21 protein-coding genes are annotated in these 20,760 nt (G+C 42.1%); 3 read left to right on the top strand and 18 right to left on the bottom strand.

The window, feature by feature from the left end; genetic code table 11:
- Positions 1-65 precede the first annotated feature (65 nt).
- Positions 66-2,450, bottom strand: a complete 2,385-nt coding sequence (locus MHH52_RS13945; RefSeq protein ID WP_340009271.1) for a polyprenyl synthetase family protein — start codon at positions 2,448-2,450, stop codon at positions 66-68.
- A 168-nt stretch (positions 2,451-2,618) separates the two neighbouring features.
- Complete coding sequence (locus MHH52_RS13940) at positions 2,619-3,713, bottom strand: saccharopine dehydrogenase NADP-binding domain-containing protein (protein WP_340009269.1); 1,095 nt, start codon at positions 3,711-3,713, stop codon at positions 2,619-2,621.
- A gap of 129 nt (positions 3,714-3,842) precedes the next feature.
- Here MHH52_RS13940 and MHH52_RS13935 point away from each other — a divergent pair, with 129 nt between their 5' ends.
- Positions 3,843-4,928 (top strand): helix-turn-helix transcriptional regulator, encoded by a 1,086-nt coding sequence (locus MHH52_RS13935; RefSeq protein WP_340009267.1) that lies wholly within the window; start codon positions 3,843-3,845, stop codon positions 4,926-4,928.
- An 11-nt stretch (positions 4,929-4,939) separates the two neighbouring features.
- Here MHH52_RS13935 and MHH52_RS13930 read toward each other — a convergent pair whose 3' ends face one another.
- From MHH52_RS13930 to MHH52_RS13885, 10 genes are all read right to left on the bottom strand, one after another.
- On the bottom strand, positions 4,940-6,523 hold the full coding sequence (locus MHH52_RS13930; RefSeq protein ID WP_340009265.1) for a peptidase domain-containing ABC transporter: 1,584 nt from the start codon (positions 6,521-6,523) through the stop codon (positions 4,940-4,942).
- Positions 6,524-6,623: 100 nt separating this feature from the next.
- Positions 6,624-7,160, bottom strand: a complete 537-nt coding sequence (locus MHH52_RS13925) for a hypothetical protein (protein WP_340009263.1) — start codon at positions 7,158-7,160, stop codon at positions 6,624-6,626.
- Positions 7,161-7,313: 153 nt separating this feature from the next.
- Positions 7,314-7,655: a DUF1801 domain-containing protein gene (locus tag MHH52_RS13920; protein WP_313636866.1), complete on the bottom strand. Its 342-nt coding sequence runs from the start codon at positions 7,653-7,655 to the stop codon at positions 7,314-7,316.
- A 157-nt stretch (positions 7,656-7,812) separates the two neighbouring features.
- On the bottom strand, positions 7,813-8,208 hold the full coding sequence (locus tag MHH52_RS13915; RefSeq protein ID WP_340009261.1) for a hypothetical protein: 396 nt from the start codon (positions 8,206-8,208) through the stop codon (positions 7,813-7,815).
- Positions 8,209-8,253: 45 nt separating this feature from the next.
- Positions 8,254-8,565, bottom strand: coding sequence for a hypothetical protein (locus MHH52_RS13910; RefSeq protein ID WP_340009259.1), 312 nt, complete (start codon positions 8,563-8,565; stop codon positions 8,254-8,256).
- Entirely contained in the window at positions 8,513-8,731 is a 219-nt protein-coding gene (locus tag MHH52_RS13905) for a hypothetical protein (RefSeq protein WP_340009257.1), read from the bottom strand. Before MHH52_RS13905 ends, MHH52_RS13910 begins: the two co-directional genes overlap by 53 nt.
- Before the next feature lie 132 nt (positions 8,732-8,863).
- On the bottom strand, positions 8,864-9,223 hold the full coding sequence (locus tag MHH52_RS13900) for a multidrug efflux SMR transporter (protein ID WP_313636867.1): 360 nt from the start codon (positions 9,221-9,223) through the stop codon (positions 8,864-8,866).
- Positions 9,224-9,240: 17 nt separating this feature from the next.
- Entirely contained in the window at positions 9,241-9,567 is a 327-nt protein-coding gene (locus MHH52_RS13895) for a multidrug efflux SMR transporter (protein WP_042188043.1), read from the bottom strand.
- A 14-nt stretch (positions 9,568-9,581) separates the two neighbouring features.
- Positions 9,582-10,115, bottom strand: coding sequence for a TetR/AcrR family transcriptional regulator (locus MHH52_RS13890; protein ID WP_313636869.1), 534 nt, complete (start codon positions 10,113-10,115; stop codon positions 9,582-9,584).
- A gap of 85 nt (positions 10,116-10,200) precedes the next feature.
- On the bottom strand, positions 10,201-10,677 hold the full coding sequence (locus MHH52_RS13885; RefSeq protein ID WP_313636870.1) for a GNAT family N-acetyltransferase: 477 nt from the start codon (positions 10,675-10,677) through the stop codon (positions 10,201-10,203).
- 125 nt (positions 10,678-10,802) lie between these two features.
- On the opposite strand from MHH52_RS13885, the gene MHH52_RS13880 reads away from it, so the two are divergent.
- Positions 10,803-12,470: a ribonuclease J gene (locus MHH52_RS13880; RefSeq protein ID WP_313636871.1), complete on the top strand. Its 1,668-nt coding sequence runs from the start codon at positions 10,803-10,805 to the stop codon at positions 12,468-12,470.
- Positions 12,471-12,533: 63 nt separating this feature from the next.
- Here MHH52_RS13880 and MHH52_RS13875 read toward each other — a convergent pair whose 3' ends face one another.
- Both MHH52_RS13875 and MHH52_RS13870 read right to left on the bottom strand, forming a co-directional pair.
- Complete coding sequence (locus MHH52_RS13875; RefSeq protein ID WP_313636872.1) at positions 12,534-13,631, bottom strand: phosphotransferase; 1,098 nt, start codon at positions 13,629-13,631, stop codon at positions 12,534-12,536.
- Positions 13,632-13,735: 104 nt separating this feature from the next.
- Positions 13,736-15,292, bottom strand: coding sequence for an ABC-F family ATP-binding cassette domain-containing protein (locus MHH52_RS13870; protein ID WP_313636873.1), 1,557 nt, complete (start codon positions 15,290-15,292; stop codon positions 13,736-13,738).
- A gap of 231 nt (positions 15,293-15,523) precedes the next feature.
- On the opposite strand from MHH52_RS13870, the gene MHH52_RS13865 reads away from it, so the two are divergent.
- The gene (locus tag MHH52_RS13865; protein ID WP_313636874.1) at positions 15,524-16,108 is read left to right on the top strand and encodes an AAA family ATPase; all 585 of its coding nucleotides are present in this window, start codon (positions 15,524-15,526) and stop codon (positions 16,106-16,108) included.
- A 152-nt stretch (positions 16,109-16,260) separates the two neighbouring features.
- Here the strand turns inward: MHH52_RS13865 and MHH52_RS13860 are convergent, their stop codons facing one another.
- From MHH52_RS13860 to MHH52_RS13845, 4 genes are all read right to left on the bottom strand, one after another.
- Positions 16,261-18,219 (bottom strand): acyltransferase family protein, encoded by a 1,959-nt coding sequence (locus tag MHH52_RS13860; protein WP_340009253.1) that lies wholly within the window; start codon positions 18,217-18,219, stop codon positions 16,261-16,263.
- Between the two features lie 240 nt (positions 18,220-18,459).
- On the bottom strand, positions 18,460-18,921 hold the full coding sequence (locus MHH52_RS13855; protein ID WP_340009251.1) for an NUDIX domain-containing protein: 462 nt from the start codon (positions 18,919-18,921) through the stop codon (positions 18,460-18,462).
- A 40-nt stretch (positions 18,922-18,961) separates the two neighbouring features.
- Positions 18,962-20,545 carry a peptidase gene (locus MHH52_RS13850; RefSeq protein ID WP_340009249.1) on the bottom strand — a complete coding sequence of 528 codons (1,584 nt, stop codon included), beginning with the start codon at positions 20,543-20,545 and terminating at the stop codon, positions 18,962-18,964.
- Positions 20,512-20,760, bottom strand: a complete 249-nt coding sequence (locus MHH52_RS13845; protein WP_340009247.1) for a hypothetical protein — start codon at positions 20,758-20,760, stop codon at positions 20,512-20,514. The genes MHH52_RS13850 and MHH52_RS13845 overlap by 34 nt, the downstream gene beginning before the upstream one ends.

Here is a 20,760-nt window from a genome sequence, read left to right as displayed (position 1 = left end):
TAATAAGCAATACAAAAGCATAAAAAAAGTGCTGGCATTATGCCAACACACTATTTTCAAACCAATTATCGATTTCGATTAATCATGTAATTCAATAAATGCTTCAGAAAAGCAATATTACGAGGGATCTCCTTCAATGCTTCCATGGCAAGGCAATAGTGTTCCCACATCTCTTTTCTTGCGCCTTCTGGACCAAGTATAGATACAAAAGTCGAATTGTTATTCTCCACATCCTGCCCTATCGGCTTACCTAGTAAATGATGATCCCCTTCCAAATCGAGCAAATCATCTTTAATCTGAAAGGCAATCCCCGCATGGTAGGCAAATTTTTTCAAAGACAGAATTTCTAACTCCTTAACCTGAGCGAGAATGGCTGGCATCACTAGTGAAGCTTCAAATGCAATTCCGGTCTTATAAAAACAAATCATATTTAATTGCTGTAGCGTCAATGCTTTCCCCTTAGAATTCAAATCCATCGCCTGCCCCATACATGTATCTTCTGCTTTTTGGGCTGAATATTGCATTAAGGCAAGCACAGCTTTTGCATCAAAAGAATGAAGTGACGCCTGTTCCTCGATCGACTTCTGAATCAAAAATAGTCCAGTTAATTCCGCCGTGGAGCTATTATACACTTCGTGTAGAGTTGTACGACCTCTTCGGGTTGAGGCATTATCCTGGGATGGAAGATCATCGAAGATCAAAGAGGCAGTATGCATATATTCCAAAGATCTCAGAAGCGGCACAATGGCCGATTCATCTATACCATATTCGTTAACACCCATGACCCAAGTCAATATAGGCCTTATCCGCTTACCATCCCCCTCCAGACTATAATTAGCTGCATCAATAAGCATCTCTTTCATGGCTGGCGTCTCGGCTGGCTTAGCTATCAGCAATTGTTTGTTGATTTGAACTCGGACCCTTTGAATCGTATCTCGAAATTCCACTTTTTCCTTCTTGCTGTTTTTTAGATTCAAAAGCAACTGATCCCGAAGCAGCTTATCGAAAAAATCCACATCGTCCGCTTTCTGCACCATCTGCTGTACAAGCCGATTAAATTCTGGTTGACCAGATGCAAAGATCTCCATGATCTCTTTATACTTTTCAATCCCTACACGTTCTTTACAGCGCTTGAGGCCATTGATGGCTCGATCTAATATTACCTCACGGGTTTTAGGATCGGATTGATACACGGTGTGTATTAAATGGGAAATGACCGTCCAGTATAATTCAAAAGGGTTGATCAGATCCGTACGTTGACCACGGTATTGCAAATAATAAGTATAGGGAGTTACCGCCCCCACCTTCATATCGTCAAACATATCCGCAAAATCATCAGCCAGCTGATTGTATAACCCATAAAAGAAGGTACGTTGATCAAATCCGTCATCTGTTGGAGCACTAATTACTGATCTGACAATTAAACGGGAAGATGAGGATTTTAAAATAATGGGTATGAAAAGCTCTTCATTGCTGTATTCAGAGTTAGAAAGCTCCTTCATTCGATCCAACTCCTGGGAATGGAAAAATACAAAGGACTGCTCGAAAAATGCATCCTGCATTTCTTCCCGCTGATACCCACTAATATACTCAAAAGCCTCCTTAAGCTCTGAATGTACAAATCGAATGAACGGCATGTTCTCTCCTGACCATTCACCCAATTCCGGTACAACTCTATTAAGGATCGCGGTGCGTATCATATGGGAATACTGTTCTTTCTCTTGGTCGGTTAAGACACTGGAATCAAGGAGATCGTCAATGAATGGATAAGTTAGGCCATATGAATAACCAAGCCTAATCGCTTCATCAATTCTCTTGGCACGATCCACAGGTGTTACTTCATCGTCCATCTCTTCCATCACATGGAGAATCACCCCAATAATGATCTTGATCAATTTACGCTGCGCTTGCTCGGGATTCATTTCCTTCGGAAGATGTGCTGATACCTGCTTAAGTTTGTCTATCACCCAAATCGTGGCGGTTTCAACGCCTTCCTTCTGGGCCCAACGATAAATCCCCGTCAAACTCATGAAATCTGACTGATCCTCCGTACTTGTCGAGCCTGGATGAATCATCTGATTTCTAATGTCGGCAACCATACGCTTAATCCGTAGCTGTGTGTTCGGTGAATCCAAAGCTTGCCCCAGATCTCTCATATAAAGATAGGAAACACTTCGATCCAAATAATCATCCAATTTACCGGTTTGATTCAGCCATCCTAGATATCTATGATAATCCTGAGAATCAGGTTTCCTTTTCCCTCTTGATAAAAAGGACAACCATGAACGACGATGAATATGGTTCTTCTTCCACAACTGAAAATCTTCAATCAAGGTGGACACATAAGTTTTTTCTTTGAACTGTTCACGAAGAGATGCAAAATACTGAGCCGCCTTCTGCTCAGCGGTCGAATATCCTGTATCGGCGTAATCTGTAAATTCTTCATTCATAGGTGATGACCTCAACTTCTCTTTTTGTTAACATGACCCATTAGGAAAGAACAGAATTTTCTTCCTGAATGAAATGTTCATCAGTTAATACGGCCAAAACTCTTTTGGGTTACGAAAAAGAAGCCTGACTAATCAAGCCTCTTTCAAAATTACTATACACAAATTATTTTATTTTGATTTATCTGCATTATGCTCCTTTACTTGGATCTCCAGTGAGAGTGTAGATCCTAATTCCTTTTGTATAGATGCTAGATCTGTTAACTGCTCGATATGATATACGCCACCTGGAAATGGTGAATCATACAGAAGCTTTGATACTGCTGCTGTCACTTTTGCAGTGATGATGGATTGATTCTTTCCTTGCAATATTAAATCAGCATGCATTGGCTTCCCCTCTCGATTTCTTCCACGAGCCTCAACCTTGATAGCGAACTGGTCACTCCCTAAATGTACCCGCTCCATAGCACGAACCATCCACCTGTTCACCCAGCTTGTTTTCAACAAACGAACAGCCCCTGTTTTTTTGGCTATAGCCAGCATTTTAGTAACGAAGACTGAGTCCAGACAAAATCGTGTGGAGATGGACGAAGCTTTGAGCGTTCGGGCAAGATCTGAGAATGGGAAACGATATGCATGGCGACTCCCTAAATCGTCACCAAAGTGATACGACTTTCTATCGGTGAAGCTCTCCACCTCTACCTGACGATCCTTCTGCTTAACTTCAAACTTTTCTCCTAAACTATTCACTGTCCATTCGATCGCTGCCTTACCATGAGAATCACCAAGTCCGAGCATTATCGCGATTTCGATTTCTTCCGTCTGTTCCATCAATCTCTCCGCTTCATGAGCCATTAGATTGGTTATACCGGGTGCAAGCCCTACACTAAGAACGGCACTAGACCCATATCGTGCAGCCTCTTCATTGAACGCCTCAATTTGAGATAAAAACGGACCGCTCGCTGATACATCCACATAATGCGTACCGCTACGAAAGCAGGCTTTAACAAAATCCGTATTCGTTTGATCCAAACACATGATGAATAGCTTCATTTGATCTAGTAAATGTGGAGGTAACGGCTTATTGGTATCTAACTGTAACGGCCTGACTTTACCCTGGGTAGATTGACTGAACCGCTCTGCTTTTTCAAGACTTCTCCCTGCAGAAAATACTTTACCTGGAAACTGTTTCTCTAATATTTCACATATCGTACGCCCTACATATCCATAACCACCAACGACAACTATATCTTCTTTTTCCTGCATTTTTATCACCGCATCCTATATAATAGAGTTGATTAAGAATCATTCTCAATTATAAGGATTTCGCTTCCGTTCACTATCCCACAAATGTGGGGGTTCGTAATAATACATTAATGACTAGAGGGCTACCCAATGAATACCAATAAACATTACAGTCTAATAAAAAAACAAATCATTAAGCTAGGTATGGTTAGTGATTCATCTCACAACTACCGTACTTCCTTGCTTTCCCTCTTGCGTGAAGTTCTTCCTTTTGATGCCGCCTGCTGTACTCATGTTGATCCACAAACATTGCTTTCTACTGGTGCGGTTACTGAAGACAACGTAGAATCCATTCATCCCCACTTGTTCCAGATCGAATACGGTGGGGATGATGTGAACAGCTACGAGCAAATGGTTAATAGCAAACTCCTCGTCGCTACAATATATGAAGCAACCGAGCAGCAACCAGAGCGGAGTGCCCGGTATCGAAAGGTTTTGTCTCCAGCAGGTTTTCGGGATGAACTACGAGCAGTGCTTATTCTTGGAGAATCTTGTTGGGGCTATTTGACGCTGTACAGAAATGCGGATCAATCGGAATTCTTACAAGAGGAATGTGATTGGATCACCTCATTGATTCCTCTGATTGCAGCCAGAATGCGGGCTTTCAGTCTTGAGCTTCCAGAGAGAGAGGAGACATGGCTTGAAGATCATTATGGTTCCGGCATTGCAGTACTATCTGATCACTTGGCTCTTCTCTCGTCCAATCCCGCAGCGGATCGCTGGTTAGATAAGCTTCGATCATTGGAAATGATCGATGCTCATGTCCTGCCACGGCCAATCCGTGCTGTAAGCACGCAAGCATTAAACAGCCCCTCCGAATCTGTGGGGATAGCGAAGGCATGCATTCGTATGACTGAGGGGCCTTATTTGGTCGTTCGAGCAAGCCGTCTTCAGACTTTCGACGGTCAGATCCAGGTTGCTATTTCTTTCGAGCCCGCACGTCCAGCGGACATGCTTCCCATCATTGCTGAAGCGTATGGGTTGACGGAACGTGAGCAGCAGCTATTACATGGTGTAATTCGAGGATTATCCACTAAAGAATTGGCTTCTGCTCTACATATTTCTGCTTACACTGTCCAGGATCATTTAAAGTCCATTTTTAGCAAGTCAGGTGTCAGCAGCCGAAGAGAACTTATTTGGTATTTGCATTCTCGCTACAATATTATAGAAGCATAAGATGTTAATCTTTAATCCAATGGCTGACTAACGAGCATATGATATAAGCCTTTAGTAGCCATTAACTGTTCATGAGTACCAGACTCTGCAATAACCCCTTGATCCAGAACGAGAATGCGGTCCGCATGCCGGATTGTGCTCAATCGATGCGCGATGATGAGGGTCGTTCGATTGTTGAGTATCGTACTCATATTCCGTTGAATCGTCTTCTCAGATTCATTGTCTAGCGCGCTCGTCGCTTCGTCAAAAATGAGAACTTTCGGACTTCCGATTAACGCCCGTGCTATTGCGATACGCTGACGCTGCCCTCCAGATAAACTTGCACCCCGCTCTCCAACCTGTGTATCGTAACCATTCGGAAATGTCACAATGAATTCATGTGCTCCCGCAAGCATAGAAGCGGACATTACCTCATCCATCGAGGCATCCGGAACTTGATAAGCAATATTGTCATGAATCGTTCCACTAAAAAGGCCAGCTTCCTGCTGTACAACTCCGATTTGTTTGCGAAGTGTAGAGGCCTGAACCTGCTTCAAGTCATGTCCGTCGATACGAATGGTACCGCTGCTTGGAAGGTATAATTTAAGCAATAGATTCGCCAAGGTAGATTTTCCTGATCCGCTTCTACCAACAATCGCAATGGTCTGACCCGGTAGCAGGTCGAAGGATATGTTCTGCAGCACATTTTTTCCGTCAGAATCGTAACGAAACGATACGCGTTCAAATTCAATCGCCCCTTGCAGCTTTGGCAAAGCTGTCAATCCGGCAGAACTTACTTCCTCAACTTCTGTCTCGAAGACATCATCAAGTCGTTCCAAGGCAATTCGCACGTTTTGGAACTCATCCCAAATGCCGATTAAACCTAGTGCTGCATTTGTAACGAGTGCATACACCGCACTAAAAGCCATCAGCTCCCCTACAGTCAGCTTCTCCACAATAATAAATCCAGCCCCTGCATACAACACAGTTACAGCACTTAAGGTTTGTAGCACTGTAGCGATAGAACCGGAGAAGATACTGATTTTCCAGCCCTTCATTTGAACATAAGTGGATTGGCGAAAGCTTCTCTCCACTTTCTTTCTTGCTTCATCTTCTGCCGCGAGAGCTTTCACGGTACGCATGACGCAAATCGTTTCCACTAATATATTCTGCAAGTTTACGTCCGCTTGGAATTGTTTTCTGCTGTTGCGCTTCAAAAGTGGCGTTACGATCAGCGTAAGAGCAATGAAGCAAGGTATGAACATTAGCGCGATCCAAGCAAGCGTAACGTTATATGCAAACATAATTCCTATGTATACAACAATCGTAATCACGTTCAGAATGGCATTCATGCTATTTGTAACTAGAAAATGACGGATGACCTGATTTTCCCCAGCACGAGTCAAAATGTCGCCCACTTTCCGTGTGGCAAAGTAACGCATGGGCAAACGAAATACATGTCGATAAAAACTCATGATCATATCGATGTCAATTTTAATAAACGTACCTGCGATCACCCATTCCCTGATGGATTGAACAACTATAGTAAGCAACGAGACACCAAGCATGACAATCAACATCATGTTCAGATCATCATACTTACCACCAATAAGCACCCTTTAAAAATAGTACCCTCTCTATCCGTTATGATGAACGAACTGGAGTGGGTACTATTTAAATGAAAATCTAATAATCTGATCAAGCTACTTAGAGTTGTTACTTCGTATCTATGGATATAGACAGCGTCCCATTGGATTCAATTAAAGAAATTTGGGCTTGATCCGTCTGCCATTCCATACGAAAGATTGTTCCTCCGCCTTCTTTTTCCATATCTGTTGTGTTACCTTCGCTGTTAGTGGTAGGCTCTCCAAGCTGTTGCGTTATCTCTTGCGTTAATTTTTCCTTGATAGCTTCTTCAAAATGAATCGTCTCTCCAATCACTTTTCCGGAGTCATCATAGGATACCTGAAGAATTGCCTCGTGATTCACAATCTTCTCTTCATATTCGCGGGATAAAAGTGTAGAATTCGTACCTTCATTACGATAGGGCGCTCCTTCGCCGAGAGATTGGACAACTTGAGCATCCTCTTTTCCAATCAAACTGGCTAGTGATTCAAGGGTATATCTGTCCTCAGCTCCGCTTGGTGCAATTGTTGGAGGTGGTAGCTGGGATTTATCTGGTACTGGTCTTGAGCATGCACTAAGTGCAAGGACCGTAAGCAGTAACAAACAAGTTTGCTTTAATTTTTTCATGGGTTTCATTCCCTTCATTGCTAGCACTTGATTTATTTTTTACAATTTATTGAATGATTATGTATCGATATAGCCAAATTCACCCATAAAAAAGACGATATCTCATGAAGTCAAATGACTTTAAGATACCGCCCTACTTCATGAATCTAGCAATTAAAGTGAAGCTGAGGCTTGGCTGACCCAAGTCAATAATTGAGTCACATCAACTGTATTCCCTTTACGCAGTTTAAATGTTTTTCTCTCCGGAGGACCCTCGAACATCCCTTCTGGAAACTCGAGCTCACTCGTATTAAAAATAACAAAACTTACCGCATCTTTCGATGTTGAGATGGCTGCTGCGTATTTACCATTTTTCAAAAAATGAGGCTTCTTATACTGAATTCGTTCCTGCACATCCGGGATCGCCTGGTGAACAACCTCACGAAGAGTATTGGATAATTCCACCTGCCATGGTTCTTTTAAAGCATCAATATAATCGATTACTTCCTGATTCATTCTTCATCTCTCCTTTATGTACGTAACGGTTTAAAGATGTCCTACTATTTATTTCTTGTTCTTCAAGTCATTATCCTCCCTCGAAGTTTGAAGAATTTTACTACCCGCCAAATAAAAAAAGGAAAAGTTCCGAAGAACTTCTCCCTCATGTTATTGCTTATTGAATCGTCAGATTAAAACCGCTCTGGATATAATTCAGATTAGGGTTAGCGATATTCGTTGTCGTCAAGTTGTTAAACGTTGCGGAGCCATTGCCTGTGTAGGTGTAGATTGCCGAACCCTGATGTGGCCCAGAGAACCGTGAAGCTGTAATACCATCAAGTCCAGTGCCGTTAATATTGATGTTGTTGAACACGGTGTTCATACGAATACCGGAACCACCTACAGTGTCGATGATGTAGTTGTGTTCAGCCTTATGGCTACCGCCTCCAAAAGCTGCTGCACGCCAGTTATTCTCAATAGTGTTATAGGAGAAAGTGTTATTTACACCCGCCGGAACCATTAGTGTTACTTGTCCATACTGCAAGACCATCGTCACCGTTATTTCGTACATTGGTGTTTCGAACAATCGAATTGCTAGTTCCTTGTGAGTAGTGCTCTACACAGACATCATGGATGTTGCTACGAACAATTGCGTACTGGAAGAAGAGGTAAGCGTTTTGCCGATAGCGATATTGCTACCCGGTGCAGGTGTTGGCGTGGTCCTTGGTGTGGCTGTTGGTGTTGGTGTAGCAGTCGCCGTTGGCTCTGCAGTATGTGTGGTTGTCGTCGTCGCTACTGTGATTGGGTCAAGGTTATCGTTGCCAGAATCACCAGCGTCATATTTATATGCGATTGTGTTGTTACCCGCATTCAGATTAATCCCAATTTGCCAAGTTAAGCAGCGAGGACTGAAGAATTTTAGTGCCATTAACGTATACACTAATTGTCTTAGCACTGCCACTCGCATTAGCGTATATCGACGTCACCTCACGGCTGCCTGCTGCTGGCATGTTGACCGTGAATGGCGTTGTTGCCTTGGTCAAGTATCCATCCACGAAGCCCGTAGCGGAGTATCCGGCATGATCTGTGTTCACTTTAGCTCCTCCAGACAGTGAAGCAGATTCAGCTTCGTATGTGCTGGAAGGCGTTGGGGCTATAAATGGAATCTAATGGAATCAGTTCAAATCAAAAAGGCCTGATTTCTCAGGCCTAAGGTTATTATTGTTTTAGACATTCGTTTTCACTTCTTTATCTAGACCTTTGTCAGGAGAGTTTAATAAGACTACCCCTCCTACAATTAATACTATTCCAGCGAAAGTAAGAACACCAAATGGATCCCCCCACACTACAATACCAACGAACGCTGTTAGAACTGTACCTACACCCGACCATATAGCATAAGCTAAACTTAAAGGTATTTCTCTTAGGGATATAGATAAACTATAAAATGCTATTGAAAAACCAATAGCAACGCCTATAGAAGGGAGTAATTGTGTGAATCCTTCTGACATTTTCAGCATAGTAGTACCTATAACCTCACTGATAATTGCTATACTTAGAGCAAAATATCCTACATTTCTTTTCATGCTACTGCCTCCAAATTCTAATGAGCCCCACCAGAGAGCTTCATAATGATTACACCACCAATGATGAGTAGTAGACCTAGTAATTTCTTACGATTAAAGTTCTCTTTATAAATAACTACGCCAATTATAGCTGTCAAAGCTGTACCTACCCCTGACCAAATCGCATAAGCTGTACCTAATGGAATTGTTTTAAGAGCTAAAGAAAGACTATAAAATGCTAAACCCATACCAAGGATCACGCCAATGGAAGGGAATACCCTTTTAAACCCGTTAGATACTTTTAGCATTGAACTGCCAAATACCTCACAGATGATCGCTGTTGCCAATAATACATATGAATTCAAAGATAGCCCACTCCTTACTTCGTCATATTTATCAATTCTTGAATGACTTTAGTGCGTAATTCATCATCTAACACACCTAAACCGAACATTTCGGAATACCATAACCCATCAGCTGCCAACCTAACAATAGTAGAAAGTACAGGATCAATGCCGTCGTTCTCTATGTTTTTTTGCCACATTGCATATTGATTTTGAAATTTACTAAGAATATCTGGGTTGGTAAAAAGAGCAGCAGTAAGCGCTGTGCTAATCTCTCTGCCTTCCTTAATATCTTCACTCACCACTTCAGTAAATGCTCGAATCCACTTCCCTGTTTCAACCGTTGCGCTCATTGCCCTATCTTGAACATTGATAAAAAAATCGTTCGTTAACTCTTCCACCATACCTTTTATCAAAGCTTCTTTATTTGGAAAATGGTGAAGCAGCCCGCCTTTACTGACTCCAGCTTCTTTAGCAACAGCTTCAAGCGTAAGCTTCTCCACTCCGTTATTTTTCACAATAATCGAAGCAGCCATTAAAATAGTTTTACGTTTAGAATTACTGTTCATGTTCATCACCTCTACTATTTACTATACCGTCTGGACGGTTTTATTGTCAAATGAAAATTTGTAGTTGAAAATTGACATAAATCGATTACGCTAAATCTTTTATATACCAAGCATCACATGCAAAATGCTCCGATCCCGCTATGGGGGCATCTAAAAGCTCAAATCCATTTTTCATATAAAAACGGTTGGCAGCATGCATGTTTTGCAGTGTCTCCAGATAACATTTGTCAAAGTGAAGTTTGGCAAAGTCCAGTGCTACGTTCAATAGCGCAATCGCGATACCAGTTCCTCTAGTAGACGGAGATAAGTACATCTTTTGCAATTCGCATATTTTATCCTCACTCCCGAAAGGCGCTATTCCGCACCCACCCAATACTTCTCCTTCTTCTTCAACAACCCAATAGGCTCGATTCTCGCAATGATTGTAATATCCATATAAATGATGCAGACTGTCATCTTCCCACGCAAGCCCTGATCTATTCCCGCCAAACTCAATCAGGCAGTTCCTAATGATCTGTTCAATCGCATGATTATCCTTTAATTGTATTCTTCTGATGTTCATGGTTAATTGGTCTCCTAATTTTCGAATATCATCTTTTATTATTTCTATTGTACCACCTCAATAAGAGGATAATTATAATGAGTTTCATACATAATATAGGTGTATTTATTAAGGGGGGTACTTCAATGAAAGTGGCAGCAAAGCAGCTCTGGATTGCAGCATTAGGCGGTGTTAATGAGATTGGTAAGAATATGTATTTCCTGCAATATGCTGATGATATTGTTGTAATTGATTGCGGCTCTAAATTCCCGGACGAAAGTTTCCTTGGGATTGATCTGATTATTCCCGATGTAACGTATTTATTAAACAATCTTGATAAGGTTCGAGCACTAGTGGTAACTCATGGACATGAGGATCATATTGGAGGAATTCCGTATTTGCTTAAACAATTGAATATTCCAATCTACGCGACCCGTCTAACCTTAGGCTTAATTGAAAACAAACTAAGGGAACATGGAATTCTGCGACAAACAAAGCTACATTGCATTGATTCTGAGTCTACTTTAAAACTAGGAGCGATTACTACAACGTTCTTTAATACGAACCATAGTATTCCGGATTGCCTTGGTGTTGTATTCGATACCCCTGAAGGGACCGTTGTTCATACTGGAGACTTCAAATTTGACATGACCCCTGTTAACAAGCAGTATCCCGATATACATAAAATGGCCGACATCGGGAAGAACGGTGTAAAGTTCCTACTGTCAGAGAGTACCAATGCAGAACGTCCTGGCTTTACCCCCTCTGAAAAGCTCGTAGGCGCACACATAGAAGAAGCGTTCCTGAGAGCTGACCGCAGAATTTTTGTTTCTACCTTTGCTTCAAATGTACATCGTCTACAACAGATCATTGAAGCTGCTCATTTAACCGAACGCAAATTGACCTTACTTGGCAGAAGTATGGTGAATGTCGTACGAGTAGCCCAAGAACTCGGGTACTTAAGTATTCCTGAGAACATGCTGATCGAACCTTCAGAAGCCGCTAAGCTTCCCCCAGAGCAGGTAACTGTATTATGTACTGGCAGTCAAGGTGAGCCCATGGCTGCGCTATCCCGATTAGCTAACTCTAGTCATAGATTGATGGAAATCCAAACCGGAGACACTGTTCTATTAGCTGCCAATCCTATTCCCGGAAATGAACGTAATGTATCTAGAATCGTCGATAATCTATATGTTCTTGGTGCAAAAGTTATCTATGGTTCACGAAGTGAGCTTCATGTCTCCGGGCACGCTAGCCAAGAAGAACTTAAATTAATGCTAACCTTGATGAAACCTGAATATTTTATACCGATTCATGGTGAATACCGCATGATGCATCATCACAGCTTGTTGGCGGAGTCAGTCGGTGTTAACCCTGATAATATCTTTATTCTGAAAAATGGGGACATCGTCGAATCATCATCAGGTGTTGTCCGCCAATCTGGCCGAGTGGCTGCTGGGCAGACCCTAGTGGATGGACTTGGGATTGGAGATATAGGGAATGTCGTGCTTCGCGATCGTCGCCAGCTGTCAGCAGACGGCATCTTGATTACAGTCATTACACTAAGCCAAGCAGATGGACGTCTATTAAACGAACCGGATACCATATCCAGAGGATTCATATATGTCCGTAACTCAGAAACTTTAATGGAGGAGATCAACCAGCTTGTAACCTCCACCCTTCAAAAGATGAGTGAGGCTGACCTTGGCCAATGGAATATCATCAAGCAGACCATCAAGGAGACCCTGAGTAGATTCCTGTACGAGAAAACCAAGCGACGTCCGATGATTCTTCCCATCATTATTGAGGTGTAGTAAAAAGGAGCTCCTGTGGTGGGAGCTCCTTTTTCGGTATCCATCTATGAGAATGGAACTTAATTACATTATCGATTTTTTCAATGCGTCGGCTTCTAGAACCATTTTTTGATGTACTGTAATGATTTGTTCCAGCCGCGCAACCCGCAATTGGAGACTAGAGTTTAATGGATCAGATTGTAACTGCGCGGCTAATGAAAAGTACTGGGTGACTTCCCAAACACTTCGCATAGCCGTACTTAAACAAAAACCATATCTAGCAAGTTGCTCGTCCCCGTGCCATTCTGTATCCTTTAACCCCTTGATATAGGCTTTGAACAAAGACTCTTTATATTCCTCGTAACGATGGATTGGAATGACCCCTAAGCTCATGTTTACTCCAAACATTTTGCCAAGGTCTTCACCTAAACCTGATATGCTCATAAATTGCCAATCTATCAATACTAACCCGCCGTTTTGAGTTAGCAACATATTCATTTGACTGAGGTCCTGATGGGCTAGCACTCGTGGTATGCTATTTAATGATATCAAGTTACTGTCTATCTGATTAGTAAAGTCTTGGAACCATGCCCATACACTCGGCTCTTGCTCTCTATGTAATTGATTTATATATACTTCCGGATTAGGAGCATACATTCTACTGGACGTAGTCCATGACTTAAGCCAGCTTCTGCATATCCACTTCTCATCAGGAATTTTCTTTCCCATAAGATAAGCCCCATTGAAACGCCCTAACTGCTCAGCGATAAAATCAAATTGCTTCTTCGAATGCGCATACTCCCCTTTTATTCGTTCCATCCATAACCATATGGTGCCATCCGCTTGCTCCTCGACAAGATAGCACTTAGGAGTTTGGATTGAACAAGGAAGCTCGTCCAGTATATTAGATTCAAAGACTAGGGCTTCTCGGCGCCAGTAATTGTGATGCTCTGGATCATCTTTTTCTACACTATCAGGCTTGATTATTTTTAATATGATTGACCACGGAAGTTGCTGATGATTAATTAGTACGAGCCCTTGAAGATGAAAGATACCCGCTGTTGTAAAGTTTGGTGTTTTATAATCTAAATCTTCGCATGTGAAAGTGAGTACTTCTACTTCAGGCTGCCCAAAAATTCGTTGGACACAAGTCTTGATCTGGTCGATTTTCGTCTCTAACACATAGAACCTCCTTGTCTAATCCAGTTATTATCCGCTAAAAAAAGCCTATGAAGCGTAACAGAATCGTTAACACCTCATAGACTTTTTCATTAGAGATTAGCTCATTAAAATACTTTTGTTGTCCAATCTTCGCAATTCCAAATATCTGTTACGATATCCTGATAAAATTCTGGTTCGTGAGAAATCATAAGAATGCTTCCTTTGTATGCTTTCAGAGCGCGTTTCAGTTCATCTTTAGCATCAATATCCAAGTGGTTCGTCGGCTCATCCAATACGAGTATGTTAGTCTCACTGTTAATGAGCTTACATAGACGCACTTTTGCTTTTTCTCCACCGCTCAAGACAGCGATTTTACTCTCAATGTGCTTCGTGGTCAGTCCACATTTGGCAAGGGCAGCACGTACTTCGAATTGTGAAAGGGATGGGAATGTATCCCAGATCTCCTCAATACAAGTCTTATAATTGCCTTCCTTCATTTCTTGCTCAAAGTATCCAATCTCCTGATGGTAGCCACGTTCTACAGAACCGGACAATGCAGAGATTTCGCCTAAAATGCTACGTAGTAAAGTCGTCTTACCGATACCGTTCGCACCAACCAGAGCGACCTTTTGCCCACGCTCCATCAACAAATTAAGTGGTCTGGACAACGGAGTGTCATAACCGATAACCAATTCTTTCGCTTCGAAAATCATCTTACCCGCAGTTTTACCTTCTTTGAAATTAAACTGTGGTTTCGGTTTTTCCTTCGCAATCTCGATGATCTCCATCTTGTCGAGCTTCTTCTGTCTGGACATCGCCATGTTACGAGTTGCCACGCTGGCTTTGTTACGAGCAACGAAATCTTTTAGCTCTGCTATTTCTTGCTTTTGGCGATTATAAGCAGATTCAAGCTGTTGTTTTCTCATTTCGTAGACCTGTTGGAATTGCTCATAATCACCCACATAACGGGTCAGCTTTTGATTTTCCATATGGTAGATCAGGTTAATAACGCTGTTCAAGAATGGAATATCATGAGAGATCAGAATAAACGCATTATCATATTCTTGAAGATAACGTCTCAGCCATTCAATATGCTGCTCATCCAGATAGTTCGTCGGCTCATCGAGGAGCAAAATGTCTGGTTTTTCAAGCAAGAGCTTCGCAAGCAAGATTTTGGTACGCTGCCCACCACTAAGATCAGCAACGTCGCGATCCAGACCGATATCGGTGATTCCTAATCCGCGAGCGGTTTCTTGTACCTTCGCATCAATCATGTAGAAATCTTGATTCGTAAGTGTATCCTGGATGGTTCCAACTTCTTCAAGCAGCTTCTCCAGCTCTTCTGGCGACACGTCACCCATTCTGCCGTACATATCGTTCATCTCTTGCTCAAGATCAAACAGGTATTGGAATGCCCCTCTAAGTACATCTTGAATGGTCATGCCCTTGGTCAACACCGCATGCTGATCGAGGTAGCCGACACGCACCCGTTTGGACCATTCGACTTTACCTTCGTCAGGTTGCAGCTTTCCTGTAACAATATTCATAAAAGTGGATTTACCTTCGCCGTTAGCGCCGAATAATCCGATATGCTCGCCTTTTAGGAGACGGAATGAAACATCCTTGAAGATCGCACGATCTCCAAAGCCATGACTTAATCCTTCTACATTTAATATGCTCATTTATGGACACCTTTTTCTTATTTTTCTCGCTATATTATAAGCAGGATTACGCAAAAACTCAATGGAGAAGCAAAAAAATATCATATAATGGCCCATAATACGAAATATCTCAGGTTTTCAGATCATATCTGGCAGGTGAAGATTTTGCGCTGGCGATTGCTCACTATCTTTTATATGATATTATGCAGAGATACAATATGGAGTTAATTGAGGTTCTAAGGAGAGTCAGCGATGAACAAACTTATATTTTTTCTGGGGCCAGCTGGGGCCGGCAAAACCACATTAGCTAAAGCGATCGCTTCCCGGCGTAAAGTACCCTTCTTTGATATGGATATTCTCTTACGGCCAGCCGCAGACGCCATCATGACTTTACACGGATTGGACCCAGCAGACAGAGACTCTGCCGAGTACAAAAGATTATGTCGTGATTTAGGTTACCGGATTACGATGGACGCCGCGCTAGACAATATTGGCCTGAATGTGGATGCATTTGTAGTTGGGCCATTTACCCAAGAAGCTGCCAATCCTGACTGGATCAGCAGTGAGTTATCTCGTATCGGACGTTCCCTGCAAGATGTTGAGGTCAAAGTCGTCTTGGTCGAACTAGCCAACGAGGAATTGTACCGGATGCGAATTCAAAACAGACAATCACCACTAGATGAATGGAAGTTCCAGCATTGGGATGAATTTCGCAAATCATTTGGAAACCGTAGTGTTAAGTGGCCTCTCCCAGGTTCCAATGTTAAGGTGATCGACAATTCTAACCCTGACTTTACGATGACTGTGGCTGCGGTGGAGCATTTTATCTACGAATAGGAAATAGATATTCTTCAATGACATACGTTTACAAAAAATAAGACCGGCAAAGAGAAAATTCTCTTGCCGGTCTTTATAATGTTACTGAATGTACTTCTGACTTACCAGATCTACAGCTATGACTTCGGTTGGGATCACAAATCAATATCTTGTTACTTAATTTTCAAGGCTTTTACAAGAATAGAAGCGTAATACTCGGCACCCTCAGGTTTCAGATGCACACCATCTTGGTAGAAATATTCGTCTTTCCCTTCACTAGCAGAGTGCCAGTCTACTACGGTCGTATTACTAAACTCACTGGAAACTTTTGAAATATTGTGGTTTACATTATTTTGCCATTTTCTTGGGACGCGTGCATTGACCAAAAAAATATGCTCAGCATCGCTTAGCGAGCTCAGTAGTGCACGTAATTGCTTTGAACTAAAGGATCCGTTGGTTCCCAGCTCAATGATAATCCGTTTACCCAACCGGCCTTCTGTTCTAAGTTGATCCACTACCTCCTGAGCTTTCACCATCTGTCTACCGATCTCTCCATCGACTACAATACCAGGTAATTTTTCTGAGAGATAAGGTGCTGCGTCCAAAATAACGGAATCTCCAATGGCCGTAACGTCTTTTCCAGCTTGGCTATCTTCAGACACTGATTTCTTTTCTTCAGGATCAGTTTTTTTTACTTCAGAATTAGGCTGTTCCTCTTCTGTAACTGTTTTTCCCAACTCAGTATCAGGTTTTTTCACTTCAGAATCAGTATTATCCTGTGCTATAGCTGGTACTGTTGGTATATCAGTCACACCCTCGTCTATCGACTTGTGATTTGCGGGATCATCCTTTATTCCCATATCTTGTTGTTGCTGCTGCTGCTGCTGTTGTTGCTGTTGCTGTTGCTGTAGTTGTTGCTGTTCATTCTGCATACCTGCCGATTCCATCCCCGTATCAGATCCAGCGTTTAACAAGTAACCTTTGCAAGCGATAGGGATAAGAATCACAGTAATAATAGCAATTAAGAAGCCTGGACGAATACCACCGCGTTTTTTTACACTTATATTTTTCCAAGTTTCCTTTAATGAACCCCTCCGAATTGGCTCCTCCACATACTTGTATGACAATGCAGCTAGTGAAAAACTCACTGCTACCTGAATTATGATACGGAGAATGCTGCTTTCTTCAGTATTCACATTCGGACTACTAAGGATAATGACTGGGAAATGCCATATGTACAAGCTATATGATCGCACTCCGATCCAACGCAGAGGCTTGCAGCCTACAATCGATCCCAGTCGGCTGGCAGGATGAGCGAGTACGGCAATAACTACAGCAGCGATCAAAGAAATCACGAAAAACCCACCACGGTAAAGCAAATCGTCATACTCATTAACCTGATTAAAAAGTACCAACAATAGAATGAGTCCTAGTCCTCCTACGATATCAAGCACACGCCGAGCTGGTTCTGAGACCTTATCATTAAGCTTCTGACTTGGCCATGCAACTGCAAGAGCTGCTCCAATGAGAAGTGCAAATATGCGGGTATCCGTTCCATAATACACTCTACTTGGGTCTGTACCCGGTACATAGATCAATGCCATCGCTAAAGCTGAGACAGCTGCACTAGCCATAATCCATGCAATAAGCTTACCTCGCCGACGAGCGATCTTCATCACTATAATGAGAACTATTGGCCATAGAATATAAAATTGTCCTTCAATAGAAAGCGACCATAAATGTCCGATCGGAGAAGGCGGTCCAAAGCTCTCAAAGTAGGAGACATTATGAAATATTAGCCACCAATTATTGAAGTAAAATAAGGAAGATAAAAAGTCACCCTTCAATCCAAACAATCTTGTAGGTTCTATAATTAAGAGCCATATGGCGACAACAAGAAGCATGACGATCATCGCCGGCAGCAGCCTCCGTGCTCTACGAAACCAAAAGTCTATAAGATTCAGTCTTCGGTGTTGCTCCCACTTGGTAATGATTTGGTCAGTAATGAGATAACCTGAGATAACAAAAAATATTCCAACGCCGAGAAGTCCACCCTCAGCCCAATTTAGATTCAAATGATAAGCGAGTACAGCGAGTACTGATAAAGCCCTTAGACCATCAATTCCTGGCACATAACGCCTGCCACCTACAGATTGTATAGAAGACTGGCTCCTCATATTATTTCTGAAAAGCTTCGTGTTGTCTTTCATAATGTTTCATTCCTTACCGATGATTTATCGTACATAAGTAAGACGCTGTAACCGCATGAAAAGTTCTGTAATCTAGTGAAAATGTTATAAAATAAAAAAAGTAAGTGGATAAGCCACATCGCGCACCGAAATCATCAGATACCTTAAGATTGAAAAGCACCTCTAAAAAGTTTGGTGATTTTCTAATTTTAGAATAATTTCTTCAACATCAATGCCCCGTAATTCTACGTAAAAAGGCAACGCATCATCATTTAGACAATACTCTAACCGCAATCTGAGGTTTTTCCATCTGACCATATTCATTGCTTGTTCTATTGAGAAATAGCCCACTTCCAAACTTTCGGAACTAGTAGCAAGCTCACCACCGATAGCTTTACCCAGAAATAATGTAGTGCAAATAGATCGATCCATATTTTGAAAAACGCCGCAAAACTTATTAATCTCTATATCAATGCCCGATTCTTCTTTGGCCTCCCTGATCGCCGCCTCTTTAAGGGACTCTCCTTCTTCGACCTGTCCTCCTGGCATCTCCCATCCTCTGCGAGGACCTTTTATTAATAAGATCTCTCCTTGATCATTGAATACAACTGTAGCTGCGGAAAGAATATGTTTTGGGGGTGTCATATAGGTTACCTCCGTCTAATCATTTCTAAGTTCTTCTACCCTAGTTAATTCTGAAAACAGGTCCTTTTGATGAAAAAGGCAAATCGTTTCCCTTTGGCAAAATATAAGCATGGTCTCTTTTAATGGTCAGCTTGTCACAATAACCATCTGTAATAATTAGAAGAGGCCCTTTTTTAGGGAAATCTTCAGCTTGTTGAATTAAATCAATAGCAGGTTGTAGGATCGTTCCCCCTCTTCCCTTCACTTGTACTCGATCTGCGATAGCCTCGGGAGGCATGTAGCCTGCATCATAAGGACAAGCGTCACAAAAGATAATCCGCGCAAAAGGAACATCACGAGCCTGAGCATAACTTGAAATGGCCCCTAATGCTTTGGCCAGAAGCTTTTTATCCATAGAGCCTGAGGTATCTAAAATAACTCCAAATGTGCGGCCATCATCTGCAGCTCCACTATGAACCCACTGTGGTCGAGGGATATCAGGTGTAGAAGATTGACGTCTGCTAATTCGTGAATAAGATCTGCTCTTCTCAAGTGGTGAGAAATAATGATCAAACCAACGAGCAAGCTCTACATCCCATTTAATGGGTGGCTGGCCCAGTGCTCTGATCTCTTCAACAAGTCCCGATGGCAAAAGCCCTCGGCTTTGTTCTTCATGATACATAAGTCCTTGTTGCATTGCATTTTTACAAAAATCATCTAGCGTCTGTCCTTCTCTCACATCCCAAAAACTAGATGAACCGTTATCTAAAATGTCACCAAGTCCGTTGCCTCTCAAGGTTGCCAGTTTCTTATAAGTGCGGATATCTCCGACCATATGATCATAAATCGTTTCGGCAGATAAACCTTTAAGCTCAGGATCTAATAGGAGACCAATTCGCGGATACTCCCCTACACTCATTTCCACTAGCCATAAATTTATAACATAGTCACAAGCCACATTCCAAAGATAATGATCCCGCCCAAGACATCGCTCATGATGCTGAAGACCCGCGTGCAAAAGCTCATGTGCCATCACGAAAATACATTCATCATCGTTTAGTCCGGCTGCAGGGTTCATATAAATTTTGCGATCGATAACGTCAATGGCAGCTATGGAAATATCTAATCGCCGACAGATCGTCGGATCTTCTATAATCTCAAAACCAGCAGCAAGCGCACCTAATAAAGGATATCTGTCCATGAACCATCGTTTTGCACGCTGTGAGGCTGTTAAAGAAAGCGCAGGGTCGCTAATAGTATTCGCATGTCCCCCCGCAACACTTACTGCATTCGTTACAGCATTTGATAAACCATAGGCAAAATAGGATTCCCAATCCGGTGCTTCTCCCCAGTACCTTCTAGTGGTTTCTCGAACATTCATATCCATTTTCGAAAAACCCGCAGTCCCAAAATATCTGGAGGTGTCCGGAATCCCTTTTATCATTAATTGCTCGTAAAGCTGTTGTTCATCTTTAATTGTAAGATCAATTCGAGACTCCATATCTGCGGGCACTTTACCAAACTTCAAGTCATTTAAAAACTTTGCTATGTATACATCACATGCAACGTTCCACGCCACTTGATTCTCTTTAATCTTTAAATGTCCAAGTCCTAAATGAAGAAAACAATGTGCCAAAACGTACATCCATTCAGCGACCTCACCACGCCGTTTGGGATGAGTGTAAATATAGCCGTTATTAGTGACAATGCCCAGCCGTCTTCAGGATACGGTGTGTTTTCATTATGGATAATCGAAGCTCGAACAGACAAAGGTGCAAAAATAGGATGATCCGCGATTAACGAACAAGCTTCATTAAAATTTTTCAAAGCAGGATTTTCTGGCATTGTTTTTTTAGCCAT

It is taken from the genome of Paenibacillus sp. FSL K6-0276 (genome assembly GCF_037977235.1).
Lineage (GTDB): Bacteria > Bacillota > Bacilli > Paenibacillales > Paenibacillaceae > Paenibacillus_AQ.
This window is presented reverse-complemented; position numbering and strand designations above follow the sequence as displayed.

Coding starts and splice junctions, on each gene's coding strand:
- MHH52_RS13885 (WP_313636870.1), bottom strand. CDS start 10,677: ATGAACATCAGAAGAATACAATTAAAGGATAATCATGCGATTGAACAG.
- MHH52_RS13945 (WP_340009271.1), bottom strand. CDS start 2,450: ATGAATGAAGAATTTACAGATTACGCCGATACAGGATATTCGACCGCT.
- MHH52_RS13890 (WP_313636869.1), bottom strand. CDS start 10,115: ATGAACAGTAATTCTAAACGTAAAACTATTTTAATGGCTGCTTCGATT.
- MHH52_RS13920 (WP_313636866.1), bottom strand. CDS start 7,655: ATGAATCAGGAAGTAATCGATTATATTGATGCTTTAAAAGAACCATGG.
- MHH52_RS13935 (WP_340009267.1), top strand. CDS start 3,843: ATGAATACCAATAAACATTACAGTCTAATAAAAAAACAAATCATTAAG.
- MHH52_RS13940 (WP_340009269.1), bottom strand. CDS start 3,713: ATGCAGGAAAAAGAAGATATAGTTGTCGTTGGTGGTTATGGATATGTA.
- MHH52_RS13925 (WP_340009263.1), bottom strand. CDS start 7,160: ATGAAAAAATTAAAGCAAACTTGTTTGTTACTGCTTACGGTCCTTGCA.
- MHH52_RS13870 (WP_313636873.1), bottom strand. CDS start 15,292: ATGAGCATATTAAATGTAGAAGGATTAAGTCATGGCTTTGGAGATCGT.
- MHH52_RS13855 (WP_340009251.1), bottom strand. CDS start 18,921: ATGACACCCCCAAAACATATTCTTTCCGCAGCTACAGTTGTATTCAAT.
- MHH52_RS13900 (WP_313636867.1), bottom strand. CDS start 9,223: ATGAAAAGAAATGTAGGATATTTTGCTCTAAGTATAGCAATTATCAGT.
- MHH52_RS13880 (WP_313636871.1), top strand. CDS start 10,803: ATGAAAGTGGCAGCAAAGCAGCTCTGGATTGCAGCATTAGGCGGTGTT.
- MHH52_RS13865 (WP_313636874.1), top strand. CDS start 15,524: ATGAACAAACTTATATTTTTTCTGGGGCCAGCTGGGGCCGGCAAAACC.
- MHH52_RS13915 (WP_340009261.1), bottom strand. CDS start 8,208: ATGTACGAAATAACGGTGACGATGGTCTTGCAGTATGGACAAGTAACA.
- MHH52_RS13910 (WP_340009259.1), bottom strand. CDS start 8,565: ATGGCACTAAAATTCTTCAGTCCTCGCTGCTTAACTTGGCAAATTGGG.
- MHH52_RS13850 (WP_340009249.1), bottom strand. CDS start 20,545: ATGTACGTTTTGGCACATTGTTTTCTTCATTTAGGACTTGGACATTTA.
- MHH52_RS13845 (WP_340009247.1), bottom strand. CDS start 20,760: ATGGCTAAAAAAACAATGCCAGAAAATCCTGCTTTGAAAAATTTTAAT.